The 11630-nt window shown below is 66.1% G+C and carries 13 protein-coding genes; 10 read left to right on the forward strand and 3 right to left on the reverse strand.

What is annotated here, in order from left to right:
• The 5 genes from WBQ77_RS01745 to WBQ77_RS01765 all read left to right on the forward strand — a co-directional run.
• The coding region (locus tag WBQ77_RS01745) for a cobaltochelatase subunit CobN (RefSeq protein WP_424058654.1) at positions 1 to 1230 on the forward strand (1230 nt) is incomplete at its 5' end.
• Positions 1227 to 2504, forward strand: a complete 1278-nt coding sequence (gene cobG, locus WBQ77_RS01750; protein WP_424058656.1) for a precorrin-3B synthase — start codon at positions 1227 to 1229, stop codon at positions 2502 to 2504. The genes WBQ77_RS01745 and cobG, both read left to right, overlap by 4 nt.
• A complete protein-coding gene (locus tag WBQ77_RS01755) occupies positions 2497 to 3129 on the forward strand; it encodes a precorrin-8X methylmutase (RefSeq protein ID WP_424043915.1) in 633 nt (210 codons plus the stop codon). Before cobG ends, WBQ77_RS01755 begins: the two co-directional genes overlap by 8 nt.
• A gap of 19 nt (positions 3130 to 3148) precedes the next feature.
• Positions 3149 to 3871, forward strand: a complete 723-nt coding sequence (locus WBQ77_RS01760) for a precorrin-2 C(20)-methyltransferase (RefSeq protein ID WP_424043926.1) — start codon at positions 3149 to 3151, stop codon at positions 3869 to 3871.
• Positions 3868 to 4632: a precorrin-3B C(17)-methyltransferase gene (locus tag WBQ77_RS01765; RefSeq protein WP_424043914.1), complete on the forward strand. Its 765-nt coding sequence runs from the start codon at positions 3868 to 3870 to the stop codon at positions 4630 to 4632. Before WBQ77_RS01760 ends, WBQ77_RS01765 begins: the two co-directional genes overlap by 4 nt.
• Here WBQ77_RS01765 and WBQ77_RS01770 read toward each other — a convergent pair.
• Positions 4596 to 5357: a cobalt-precorrin-6A reductase gene (locus tag WBQ77_RS01770; protein WP_424058658.1), complete on the reverse strand. Its 762-nt coding sequence runs from the start codon at positions 5355 to 5357 to the stop codon at positions 4596 to 4598. The two genes, WBQ77_RS01765 and WBQ77_RS01770, sit on opposite strands and share 37 nt — an antisense overlap.
• Here WBQ77_RS01770 and cbiE point away from each other — a divergent pair.
• From cbiE to cobM, 3 genes are read left to right on the forward strand one after another with little or no spacing between them, the layout of a single operon-like run.
• The gene (gene cbiE, locus WBQ77_RS01775) at positions 5356 to 6603 is read left to right on the forward strand and encodes a precorrin-6y C5,15-methyltransferase (decarboxylating) subunit CbiE (RefSeq protein ID WP_424043911.1); all 1248 of its coding nucleotides are present in this window, start codon (positions 5356 to 5358) and stop codon (positions 6601 to 6603) included. The genes WBQ77_RS01770 and cbiE overlap by 2 nt on opposite strands.
• Positions 6600 to 6986 carry a cobalamin biosynthesis protein gene (locus WBQ77_RS01780; RefSeq protein WP_424043910.1) on the forward strand — a complete coding sequence of 129 codons (387 nt, stop codon included), beginning with the start codon at positions 6600 to 6602 and terminating at the stop codon, positions 6984 to 6986. The genes cbiE and WBQ77_RS01780 overlap by 4 nt, the downstream gene beginning before the upstream one ends.
• Positions 6983 to 7744: a precorrin-4 C(11)-methyltransferase gene (gene cobM / locus WBQ77_RS01785; protein WP_424058660.1), complete on the forward strand. Its 762-nt coding sequence runs from the start codon at positions 6983 to 6985 to the stop codon at positions 7742 to 7744. The genes WBQ77_RS01780 and cobM overlap by 4 nt, the downstream gene beginning before the upstream one ends.
• Here cobM and WBQ77_RS01790 read toward each other — a convergent pair.
• A complete protein-coding gene (locus WBQ77_RS01790) occupies positions 7723 to 8829 on the reverse strand; it encodes a cobalt-precorrin-5B (C(1))-methyltransferase (protein WP_424043924.1) in 1107 nt (368 codons plus the stop codon). The genes cobM and WBQ77_RS01790 overlap by 22 nt on opposite strands.
• Before the next feature lie 50 nt (positions 8830 to 8879).
• Here WBQ77_RS01790 and WBQ77_RS01795 point away from each other — a divergent pair, with 50 nt between their 5' ends.
• Positions 8880 to 10193 carry a cobyrinate a,c-diamide synthase gene (locus WBQ77_RS01795; protein ID WP_424043906.1) on the forward strand — a complete coding sequence of 438 codons (1314 nt, stop codon included), beginning with the start codon at positions 8880 to 8882 and terminating at the stop codon, positions 10191 to 10193.
• A gap of 10 nt (positions 10194 to 10203) precedes the next feature.
• On the opposite strand, the gene cobT is transcribed toward WBQ77_RS01795, so the two are convergent.
• Positions 10204 to 11223 carry a nicotinate-nucleotide--dimethylbenzimidazole phosphoribosyltransferase gene (gene cobT, locus WBQ77_RS01800; RefSeq protein ID WP_424058661.1) on the reverse strand — a complete coding sequence of 340 codons (1020 nt, stop codon included), beginning with the start codon at positions 11221 to 11223 and terminating at the stop codon, positions 10204 to 10206.
• Between the two features lie 53 nt (positions 11224 to 11276).
• On the opposite strand from cobT, the gene WBQ77_RS01805 reads away from it, so the two are divergent.
• On the forward strand, positions 11277 to 11630 hold a 354-nt coding region (locus tag WBQ77_RS01805), incomplete at its 3' end, for an adenosylcobinamide-GDP ribazoletransferase (RefSeq protein WP_424058662.1).

Below are 11630 nucleotides of genomic sequence, written 5' to 3' on the forward strand. Positions count from 1 at the left end.
AAGCGCGTGCACGCCGGTCCGGCCGGTGCGCCGTCACGAGGGCGCCGCGATGTGCTGCCCACCGGGCGCAATCTCTACACGGCCGACCCGCGCGTGTTGCCAACGCGGACGGCCATGGAATTGGGCGCAGGTGCGGCCGATGAGGTCGTGCGCGGCTATATGCAAGAGCATGGGGACATGCCTCGGTCGCTTGTCATCGATCTGTGGGGCAGCACGACCCTTCGAACCGGCGGCGAGGAGATCGCGCAAGGGTTTGCCCTGATGGGGTGCCGCCCCGTTTGGGATCCGGCCACCGGGCGCGTCACGGGCGTCGAAGTGATGCCGCCCGCCGTCATGGGTCGGCCGCGCGTCGATGTGACGTTTCGGATCTCGGGGCTGTTCCGGGATCTCTTCCCGTCCCAAATTGCCCTTCTGGATGCGGCCGTGAAGCTTGTGGCAGCGCGCGATGAGGACGCGCACGACAACCCGCTCGCGGCTGTAATCAACGAAACGCAGAATGCCATTCCAGAGCGCATCTTCGGCAATGCCCCGGGTGCCTATGGTGCAGGGATCGAAGATCTGCTTGGCGCGCGGGTGTCCGACGAAACCTCCAGCGAGGTATCCGATGAAACTTTGGGAGCAGCCTATCTCGCAGCCACCTCGCATGTCTATGGCGGTGCAGACGGAACGGGCACCGCGCGGCGCGGCGCCTTTGCCGACCGCGTGGCTCGCGCTGATCTTCTCGTTCACCTGAGCGACGATCCCACCCGCGACATTCTCGAGGGCGCCGAGGACGTGGCCCATATCGGCGGGTTCGCCGCGGCTGCACGCTCGCTCGGCGCAAAGCCCGACCTCGTCGTGCTCGATACTACTAACCCCGAGGCCCCGAAGGCGCGGCTTCTCCCGCAAGCTCTCGCCCGCATTGTCCGGGCCCGTGCGATCAGCCCGGCCTTCATCGAAGGTATGATGCGCCATGGGGCGCGCGGTGCGGCGGAACTAGCCGAAACGGTCGACCGGCTCGCGGACTTCGCGGAAGTAACCGATGCGGTCTCGGGCGCATTGTTCGATGCGATCCATGGCGCCTATCTTGCGGATGCGACTGTGCGGGACTTTCTGGTGCGGGAGAATCCGCAGGCAGCGCGCGCGATTGCCGAGCGCCTGGAGGATGCGCGCCGGAGAGGCCTGTGGCATCCCAAACGCAACGATCTTGGGACGGATGACCTTCTTGGCGTCGCGGAGGCAGCGCAATGAGTACGCGGCCAATTCGAGATATCAACACCGGTGTAACCCTCGCGCGCGGCGCCTGTCCTACCCTATCGGCTCCTATGGAGACCGGCGATGGGCTGCTCGCGCGCATCGTGCCGTCCGGATCGATGGCCATCGATGACTTCGCCGCACTGTGCGCGGCCGCCCGCACCCATGGCAACGGGCTCATGGAGATCACGGCGCGGGGCAGCTTACAGATTCGCGGACTGACGGAGATCTCGGCACCGCTTTTCGCAAACACTGTCGCGGGCCTCGAAATTCCCTTCGACGACAATGTACCGTTGTTGGTGTCGCCGCTGCCCGCGCACCCCAGAGCAGGGTTTCAGCCGCGCGACCTTGCCGCCGAGATGCGTCAGGCAATCGCCGCGCGCGGGCTGGACCTTGCGCCAAAAGTCTCGGTCGCGATCGATGATGGCGGCCCCATCTCGCTAGACGAACTGGCCGCGGATGTCCGTGTGCGTATCCTGGACGGAGACGCCGTGCAGCAGCTCTTGGTGAGCATAGGCGGCGACCACGAAACCGCAACCCCGCTGGGCGTGACGCGTATAGAGCACGCGGTAAGCCTGATCGTCGACCTGCTGACGGCGCTTGCCGAAAGCGGTGCCCACGTGCGGGCCCGCGATGTGGTGGCGCGCGAGGGGCTAGACCGGTTCTTGCGCGCGGCCGGAAACCGGATCGCGACCGCGCCCAAACCCCCCGCCCTGCGAACCACCGAGACCATAGGACTGCATCGCCTGCTCGATGGAACTTGTGCCATCGGGGTGGCGCTTCCGTTCGGTCAGGCTCACGCCCTCGGCCTCATTGCACTCGCCCGCATAGCCGGGGCGAATGGCGCGGACTGGGCGGCGCTCGCGCCGCAACGCACGCTTCTGCTCGGGCCCATCGATGAAATGACCGCGTTCGCGCTCGGAACGGCCGCCGATACGCTCGGCTTCATTGTGGATGCACGCGATTCAAGGCGGCGTATAGCGGCTTGCGCCGGCGCGCCGGCTTGTGCCTCGGGGTTCATCCCATCGCGCGAGCTGGCGGCGCAAATCGCCGAGCGTCTTCCGCAAGGCAGCTTCGCGCTCCATGTATCGGGATGTAGCAAAGGTTGCGCGCATCCTCGGCCGGCGCCGCTGACAATTTTGGGTACGGCGCAAGGAACCCGCATCATCGAGGGTGACCCCGTTCTTCATCTGTCGGATGGCACTCTGTATACAGATGATGCGGTGGCCGAAACGGTATGCAGGATTGTCGCGGAGAACGAGAATGCTTAAGCACGACTATATTCGCGATGGCGCGGCGATCTACGAAAGGTCCTTTGCGATTATTCGCGCCGAATCTGATCTTTCGCGCTTCACGCCAGAGCAAGCGGACATCGCCGTGCGCATGATTCATGCCTGCGGACGCGTCGACGCGGCGGAGTTCATCGCCTTCGCCGACGACTTCGTTCCGGCAGCGCGGCGCGCGCTACAGAACGGCGCGCCGATCTTTTGTGATGCGCAAATGGTGGCGCACGGAGTCACACGCGCGCGTCTGCCGGCAAACAACGACGTGGTCTGCACTTTGAGGGACGAGCGCACGTTCAAGCTTGCCGAAGAGCTCGGTACGACCCGCTCGGCGGCGGCACTCGAGCTATGGCCCGACCGGCTCGAAGGCGCGGTGGTTGCGATCGGCAACGCGCCTACGGCCTTGTTTCATCTCCTTGAGATGATGAGCGCAGGCGCACCGAAACCCGCCGCCATTCTCGGCGTGCCAGTTGGCTTTATCGGCGCGGCCGAATCCAAGGATGCGCTTGCCGAACGGTCTTGTGGCGTCCCGTGGCTTATCGTGCGGGGACGCATGGGCGGCAGCGCCATGACGGCAGCGGCGCTGAACGCACTCGCCAAGAAAGGCATATGAGGATGAGACTATGAGCCGCATGACCGGCCGATTGATCGGCGTCGGCGTCGGACCCGGCGACCCCGAGCTGCTCACGGTCAAGGCGCTGAATGCGCTGAAATCCGCGGACGTCGTCGCCTATTTCGCAAAGGCCGGTAATGTCAGCAATGCGCGTCGCATCGTCGAGGGTCATTTGACTGGCGCCGAGGAATTGCCGCTACTCTATCCCATCACCACGGAAATCCCCAAGGAGCAGGCTGCCTATCGCGATGCCATCGCCGACTTCTATGACGTGTCGGCGGCGGCGGTCTCCTCCTATCTCGACGACGGACGGGATGTCGCTGTTCTGTCCGAGGGCGATCCGCTATTCTACGGCTCCTACATGCATATCCATGTACGCCTCGGTCGCCGCTATCGGACCGAGGTCATTCCGGGCGTAACCGGCATGTCGGGTTGCTGGTCGTCGGCGGCTGCGCCGATCACCCAAGGCGACGACGTCTTCACAGTGCTGCCGGGGACCTTGCCCGAGGCAGACCTGGAGCGGCGCCTGAGCGATTGCGACGCCGCCGTCGTGATGAAAATTGGCCGACATCTGCCGAAGATCCGCCGCGCTTGCGAGCGGGCCGGGTGCCTCGACCGGGCGATCTATGTGGAGCGGGGAACGATGACGAATTCGGCGGTGATGAAGCTCACCGACAAGCTCGATATGACGGCCCCCTATTTTGCCATCGTGCTCGTACCGGGCTGGGAGGAACGGCGATGAGCGGGTGTTTGACCGTCGTTGGTCTTGGTCCCGGCGATGACCGCTTTCTCACGCCCGAGGCGCGCAAGGCGCTTGCCAGCGCCCAAGCCCTCTACGGTTACGGGCCCTATCTCGACCGCGTCCCGTTGCGCGATGGCCAAGCCCGTAATCCGTCCGGCAATCGTGTAGAGGGCACAAGGGCGCAGGTCGCGTTGGCCCACGCGGCGTCCGGCGCTCATGTGGCCATGGTCTCAGGCGGCGATCCTGGCGTGTTCGCCATGGCGGCAGCCGTGTGCGGGGAAATCGAGGACGGCCCCGAGGCCTGGCGCGCGCTCGACCTACGCATCGTGCCGGGAATCACCGCCATGCTCGCCGTCGCGGCGAAAGCGGGTGCGCCGCTCGGCCACGATTTCTGCGCGATCTCGCTGTCGGACAATCTCAAGCCCTGGGAGCTGATCGAACGGCGGCTCGATGCGGCGGCCTCCGGCGGTTTCGTAATCGCCTTCTATAATCCTATCTCCACGGCGCGGCCCTGGCAGCTCGGCCAGGCGTTCGCGCGTCTGGGGCACCATCTTTCGCCAACCACTCCCGTGATCTTCGGGCGCGCCGTCGGGCGCGACGACGAAGCCATCACCGTCACAACCTTGGACAAGGCGGCCGAAACGCCGGCGGATATGGCGACGCTCGTCATTGTCGGCTCTCCCGAGACCCGGGTCGTCACGCGCAACGGCCAAACACCGCTGGTCTACTCCCCGCGTATGACCGCGCCGGTGAGCGCATGATCACACCACGCCAGAGCGTCTTCGATCGTCTCGGCGGACGGCGTATCCGGCAGAGCCGGCCGCCGTACCATGACGACAGGAAGCGCGAGCGACCGCGCTGCAGCAATTTTGCCATAGCTGGCCTCGCCGCCGCTGTTCTTGGAGACGATGATGTCAATGCGATGCTGCTCCAGAAGCGCGCGATCCTCCGCCTCGCCGAAGGGCCCGCGCGCGGTCACATAGATCGCATCGGGGACGGCGAGCGGCGGATCGATGGGATCCACACTGCGGATGAGATAGGTGTGTTGCGGCGACCCGGCGAAAGGCGCGATGTCTTTGCGGCCGAGTGTGAGGAAGACGCGCGCAGGCTTGGCGCCAAGCGCTTGTGCCGCGTCGGTGACACTCCCGGCCTCCGTCCAGTCGTCTCCGGCGTGTTTTTCCCAGGGCGCACGGCGCAGGGCCAGAAACGGGACCTTGGTTTCACCCGCTGCACGGAACGCATTTGCCGAAATCTTGTCGGCATAAGGATGGGTCGCATCGATCAACAGACCGATCTCTTCGGAACGCACGAAGCTTGCAAGTCCTTCTGCCCCGCCAAAGCCGCCGATGCGGGTCGGCACACCTTGAGCGCGGGGGTTCGTGGTACGGCCCGCGAGCGACAACGTGACCTTCATGCCATCGCGCGTGTCGAGTTTCCCCGCGAGCTGCCGGGCTTCCATTGTGCCTCCGAGAATGAGGATCTTCATGAGCGCTCCTAATCCGTTTGCGGCGGAGCCTGCCCCAACGCAGCGGTGGCTGTCCATCGTGGGGATTGGCGAGGACGGCGTTGACGGGCTTGGGCGCGGGGCCCGAGACCTCATCGAGAATGCCGAGATCGTCTTCGGGGGCGCGCGTCATCTGGCGTTCGCAGCGCCCTTGATCCGGGGCGTAGCCAAACCGTGGCCGTCGCCGTTCTCACTGGCGCCCGGCGAGGTCATGGCTTTGCGTGGCCGGAGCGTCTGCGTGCTGGCATCGGGCGATCCCTTCTTTTATGGAGTCGGCACCACGCTCATAGACCATGTTCCGCCCGAGGAGACTTGGGTCATTCCCGCGCCCTCCGCGTTCAGCCTTGCGGCAGCGCGCCTGGGCTGGCCACTTCCAGAGACGACATGCTTGTCGCTGCATGGGCGGGCGCTGGACAGGATCCGGCCGCACCTGCATCCCGGAGCGCGGATTCTCGCGTTGACCTCGGACGCCGATGGCCCTGCCGCTCTGGCATCACTGCTGTCGGACACAGGCTTCGGCCGGTCGCACCTAACCGTTCTGGAGGCTTTGGGGGGTGACCGCGAGCGCAAACATACGGCCGATGCGCGAAGCTTCAACGTGACGGACATCGCGGCCCTGAACACTGTCGCCGTAGAGGTTGCAGCCGCACCGCACGCACGCATCCTCGCTTATGCCCCGGGGCTCGACGATGATTTGTTCGACCATGACGGACAGATTACCAAGCGCGAGATTCGCGCCATCACCCTCTCTTCGCTCCGGCCCCAGTACGGCGAGCTCCTCTGGGACGTGGGTGCCGGTTCCGGCTCAGTCGGGATCGAGTGGCTGCTGGCCCATGCTTCGCTGCGCGCGATCGCGATCGAGGCGGATGCGGCCCGCGCCGCGCGTGCTGTCCGCAATGCTGCTGCCTTCGGTGTGCCACATCTCGATGTGATGGAGGGCTGCGTGCCGCAAGCGCTCGCCGATTTGCTGCCACCGGACGCAATTTTTGTCGGCGGCGGGGGCAGCGGGGACGGCGTGTTTGAAGCCTGTGTCGCAGCGCTCAAGCCAGGCGGACGCCTGGTGGCCAACTCAGTGACGCTCGAGACCGAATCGGAACTGATTGCGCGGCATGCCGCGCTCGGCGGCACGCTCGCCCGCATATCCATCTCGCGGGCGGATGCTGTCGGCGGCAAGACCGGCTGGCGTCCTGCGATGCCCGTGACGCAATGGAGCTGGGAGAAGGTATGATTGTTGCTGGGATCGGCTGCCGAAAGGGCGCCACCGCCGCGGAAATCGAGGCAGCGATCGAGGCAGCCCTGGAGGAGACAGGGCAGACCCGGGATGCGCTGACTGCGCTTGCGACGTCCGACGGCAAGGGTAGCGAGCAGGGCCTCATTGATGCGGCGGCGGCGCGCGGTCTCGAACTGACCCTTGTGAAGCCTGCAGCGCTTGAGGCCGCTGGTCCCCGGAGCAAGTCGTTTTCGCCCAGGGTAAAAGAGATGTTCGGCGTACCGTCGGTGGCTGAGGCCGCCGCGCTCGCCGCCGCGGGTCCCGATTCGGCGCTACTCGCCCCCCGCACCATTCTTGGCCCCGTGTCCTGCGCGCTCGCAGGCGCAGTTCGCGAGACATGACCGTCCACTTCATAGGCGCAGGACCGGGCGCTGCGGACCTGATCACCGTCCGTGGCCGAGATCTGATCGCGCGCTGTCCGGTGTGTCTTTACGCTGGATCTATTCTCTCCGAAGACCTGCTCGCCTATTGCCCGGCGGCCGCCCGAATCGTGAATACCGCGCCCATGGCCCTCGATGAAATCGAAGCGGAGTACGTGGCAGCGCACGAACAAGGGCAGGACGTGGCGCGGCTTCATTCCGGCGATCTATCCGTCTACAGCGCCGTGGCCGAACAGATGCGTCGGCTCGACGCGCGCGGCATCCCCTATACGCTGACGCCGGGCGTACCGGCTTTCGCCGCGGCTGCCGCCACGCTGGGCCGCGAACTAACCGTACCTGAGATCGCGCAGAGCGTGGTCCTGACACGCGTGTCGGGACGCGCCTCGAAGATTCCAGTCGGCGAGAGCCTCGAAGCCTTCGCCGTGACAGGGGCCACACTCGCCATTCATCTTGCGATCCATGCGCTTCCCAAAATCGTCGAGACTTTGCTGCCCTTTTATGGCGCGGACTGTCCTGCCGCCATCGTCGCGCATGCAAGCCGGCCTCAAGAGCGCATCTTAAGCGGCACACTCGGCACGCTGTGTGCGCAGCTGGACGCGAACCCGATCGAACGGACAGCGATGATCCTGGTGGGCCCCGCACTCGCGAGCAGTGACTTCAGAGAGAGCGCTCTCTATGACGCCGACTATCGCCGCCGCTATCGCGGAGGCCCCGCATGAGCGAACGGCGCGCGGCCGACAAGCTGACCCTGTCGGTCGAACACGACTACCTCAACCGCGACCGGCTTGCCCGCGACCACCTTGAGCGCGGTCTGTTGAGCAGCGCGCGCCACTTCGTCGCCAAGGGGAACACCCTCGTCCGCCGCAAGCCCGAACGCTTCAGCGGCCGTGTTGGCCCCTTGGATACGTGCGGGCAGATCGTCCGAGCCCCCAGCTGCCTGCGAGAACGCCGCCAGCGTCTCAAGGTCGACGGCCCCGCGCTTCGAGTGAAGATCCAACAGACCTTGCGCGAGCTTGGTCATCTTGGCGACGCCGCCCGCAATGGTCACCTGCGGCACCGGATGCGTCTTGACGTATTTGAGCGTACCGCCGACGAAATCGCCCATGTCGATCAGCGCGGTTTCCGGCAATCCGTACAGCTCCTGCACAAGCTGCTCGGACGCCGAGCCGGTGGAGGCGGCGATATGGTCGAGCCCCGCCGCGCGGGCCACGTCGACGCCCCGGTGAATGGAATGGATCCAGGCCGCACAGGAATAGGGAACGACGATGCCCGTCGTACCGAGTATCGACAGACCGCCGACGATTCCCAGACGCCCGTTCAATGTTTTCGCTGCCAGCGCCTTGCCCTTAGCGACGCCGATCTCGACCTCCACATCGCAGGGCACCCCGTGGGCGCGGGCGACTTCGACCAGTGCTTCCGCCATCATCCGACGCGGCACGGGATTGATCGCGGGTTCCCCGGGCGGCAGAGGCAGACCGGCCCGAGTAACCGTGCCGACGCCCGCGCCCGCGCGGAACATGACGCCCGCCCCTGGGCGCCCGCGCCGGACCGTCGCCAGAATCAGCGCCCCGTGCGTGACGTCGGGGTCGTCGCCCGCATCCTTCACCACGCCCGCCGTGGCCTGCTCGGCATCGGCGGCCGTGGTAGCGAGCGCAAAGGCCGGACGCTGACCGCCGGGCAGCGTAACCTCCACGGGGTCGGGGAACGCGCCAGTGAGCAGCGCCGTGAAGGCTGCTTTGGTGGCCGCCGTGGCGCAGGTTCCGGTGGTCCATCCCTTCCGGAGTGGACGGTCCTCTTCATTCATGACACCCGCTATAGAACGCAATTGGCGCGGCGTCACGGGAGGTCCACACGTTGAGTGCTCCCGGGATCATCGTCGCCGCACACAAATCCGGCGCAGGAAAAACTACCGTGACACTGGCGCTGCTTGCCGCGCTGAGACGCCGGGGACGTCAAGTTCACCCAGTCAAGGCGGGGCCGGACTATATCGACCCTGTCTTTCATGCGCGGGCGACCGGCCATGGCAGCATCAACCTTGACAGCTGGGCCATGCCGCCGGGCTTGCTCGACGCTTTGATGTCGGAGGCTTCCGCCACCGCCGACATCGTCGTCGTTGAGGGCGTCATGGGGCTCTTCGATGGGATTGCGGGCTCTCCAGGCCGATCGGGCACTACCGCCGATCTTGCCGCGCGGTTCGGGCTTCCCGTGATTTTGGTGATCGACGTCACCTCGCAAGCGCAGTCCGCCGCCGCGCTCCTGCGTGGCTTTGCAGCCCATGATCCGGCCGTGCAAATCGCGGGCGTGATCCTCAATCGAGTCGCGAGCGAGCGGCATGCCCGGCTGGTGTCGCGGGCCGTCGAAGGCTTGCGTATTCCAATTCTTGGTATGTTGCCGCGCGACAAGACCGTCACCCTGCCCGAGCGTCATCTCGGCCTCGTCCAGGCGGATGAGCATGACGAATTGGAGGCCAAATTTGAGGCGCTTGCGGGGCTCGCCGAAGCGCATCTCGATCTCGACGCGATTCTCGCCCTGGCGCGACGGCCGCTTCTACAGGGCGAGCATGTCTCGGGCCGTCTGCCCCCGCCGGGGATGCGCGTTGCGATGGCGCAGGACGCGGCCTTCACCTTTCTCTATCCGCACCTCGTCCAAGGCTGGCGGGAGCAAGGCGCGACGCTCGTCCCGTTCTCGCCACTGGCGGACGAGGGACCGGACGCAGATTGCGATGCGTGCTGGTTGCCGGGCGGCTATCCCGAACTCCATGCGGGGCAGCTAGCCGCCGCGACCGGCTTCAAGACAAAGCTGGCAGAGTTCGCACAAACACGGCCCGTCCATGGCGAGTGCGGCGGATACATGGTGCTGGGCCAGGGCCTCGTGGATGGGGACGGCACCCGCCACGCCATGACCGGGCTCTTGAGCCACACCACAAGCTTCGCGGACCGGGGGCTGCATCTCGGCTATCGGGAGGCGCAGCTCTTGGAGCCTTGCGTGCTGGGGGACGCTGGAGAGCGCGTGCGCGGTCATGAATTTCACTATGCGCGCGTGATCGAGGATGGGGACGATTCGCCGCTCGCCGAACTAGCCGATGGCGAGGGGAATGCGCTCGGGCCTACCGGGGCCCGCCGCAGCCAGGTCACCGGCACGTTCTTTCATGCGATTGCGGGAGCCTAGGCGGGCCGCATTAAGACGAAAATTTCCCGGAGACCTGCGCCTCCTCGAAGGTCGCCATGCCGGTGTGGCAGGCGAGTGCCGCCCGCAGCACGAGAAGTGCCACGGCCGCGCCGCTTCCTTCGCCAAGCCGCATGCCGAGATCCAGCAGCGGCCTCATGCCGAGCTCCTGCAACAGAAACTCATGACCGGCATCGGCGGATTTGTGGCCAACGCGGGCATGGTCCAACCCATCGTCCCGCAGCGCCTTGAGCGGGGCTACGGCAGAGGAGGACACCATGCCGTCGATCAGTACGGGCGTCCGCTTGTGACGGGCCGCGAGGCATGCGCCCATCATCGCGGCCAGTTCGCGTCCCCCTACAGCGGCAGCAGCCCGCAAAGGATCGCCGAGAACGTCGGAGTGGTAGAGCAGCGCCTGTTGGATCACGGCACGCTTGCGACCGAACCCATCCCTGCCAACGCCCGTACCGGTGCTGGCAAAGCGTGCCCCGCCCCCGAACAGCGCCCCGGAGATCGCCGCCGCCGCCGTCGTATTGCCGATGCCCATTTCGCCCAGCACGACCAGGTCGGATTCGCCGGTGACCTGGTCGTACCCGATACCGACCGCGTCCAGAAATTCGGCCTCTTGCATGGCTGGCGCCTCGGTGAAATCTGCCGTGGGCCGGTCGAGATCGAGCGGCGTCACACGAAGGCGCGCGCCGTTCGTCCGCGCGAGCTGGTTGATTGCCGCGCCGCCTGCCGTGAAATTCGCCACCATTTGGGTGGTCACCTCGGGCGGGTATGCGGAGACGCCTTGCGCGGCCACGCCGTGATTCCCTGCGAATACCAAGATCTCGCATGTGCCGAGCGTGGGCGGCGTGCGCCCCTGCCAGGCCGCGAGCCAGGCCGTGAGTTCCTCCAGCCGGCCGAGCGAGCCCGGCGGCTTCGTTAGCTGGGCCTCGCGCGCGGCGGCCGCATCAGCGGCGGATTGGTCCGGACCGGGCAGGTCGAGACAGGCTGCACGCAACTGTTTGAAGGAAGAAAATCGGGACATTTCAGCGTAGTGTCACAAAAAGACGTGTGGCGAGAGAGAAGGACTTCAGTTGCATGGGCGGCATTAGCACGGACCTCAAGGCGGGCCTAGCCTTTTGCACGCGGCTGCCTGTCACGGTGCTCGACGGCACGCGGCTGGCCGATGCTGCGTGGACGCTTGCTCCTGCCGGCGCCGTCGTCGGTCTGATCGGCGGCGCGATCCTGTATGTGGGCTTGGCGGTTGGCCTGCCGCCCTTTGCGGCGGCCACGCTCGCCGTCGCGGCGACGGCCCTGGCAACGGGATGCCTACACGAGGACGGGCTGGCCGATATGGCCGACGGTTTCGGCGGAGGACGGGAGCGCGCGCGCGTTCTCGAGATCATGCACGACAGTCGAATCGGTACCTATGGCGTGATCGCTCTTATCGTC

The organism is Methyloceanibacter sp., assembly GCF_049590335.1.
Lineage (GTDB): Bacteria > Pseudomonadota > Alphaproteobacteria > Rhizobiales > Methyloligellaceae > Methyloceanibacter.

Bases quoted from the DNA above. Each gene is read 5' to 3' on its own strand.
- cobG (WP_424058656.1), top strand. From the start codon at position 1,227: ATGAGTACGCGGCCAATTCGAGATATCAACACCGGTGTAACCCTCGCG.
- WBQ77_RS01765 (WP_424043914.1), top strand. From the start codon at position 3,868: ATGAGCGGGTGTTTGACCGTCGTTGGTCTTGGTCCCGGCGATGACCGC.
- WBQ77_RS01790 (WP_424043924.1), bottom strand. From the start codon at position 8,829: ATGAATGAAGAGGACCGTCCACTCCGGAAGGGATGGACCACCGGAACC.
- cbiE (WP_424043911.1), top strand. From the start codon at position 5,356: ATGAGCGCTCCTAATCCGTTTGCGGCGGAGCCTGCCCCAACGCAGCGG.
- cobT (WP_424058661.1), bottom strand. From the start codon at position 11,223: ATGTCCCGATTTTCTTCCTTCAAACAGTTGCGTGCAGCCTGTCTCGAC.
- WBQ77_RS01770 (WP_424058658.1), bottom strand. From the start codon at position 5,357: ATGAAGATCCTCATTCTCGGAGGCACAATGGAAGCCCGGCAGCTCGCG.
- cobM (WP_424058660.1), top strand. From the start codon at position 6,983: ATGACCGTCCACTTCATAGGCGCAGGACCGGGCGCTGCGGACCTGATC.
- WBQ77_RS01760 (WP_424043926.1), top strand. From the start codon at position 3,149: ATGACCGGCCGATTGATCGGCGTCGGCGTCGGACCCGGCGACCCCGAG.
- WBQ77_RS01755 (WP_424043915.1), top strand. From the start codon at position 2,497: ATGCTTAAGCACGACTATATTCGCGATGGCGCGGCGATCTACGAAAGG.
- WBQ77_RS01780 (WP_424043910.1), top strand. From the start codon at position 6,600: ATGATTGTTGCTGGGATCGGCTGCCGAAAGGGCGCCACCGCCGCGGAA.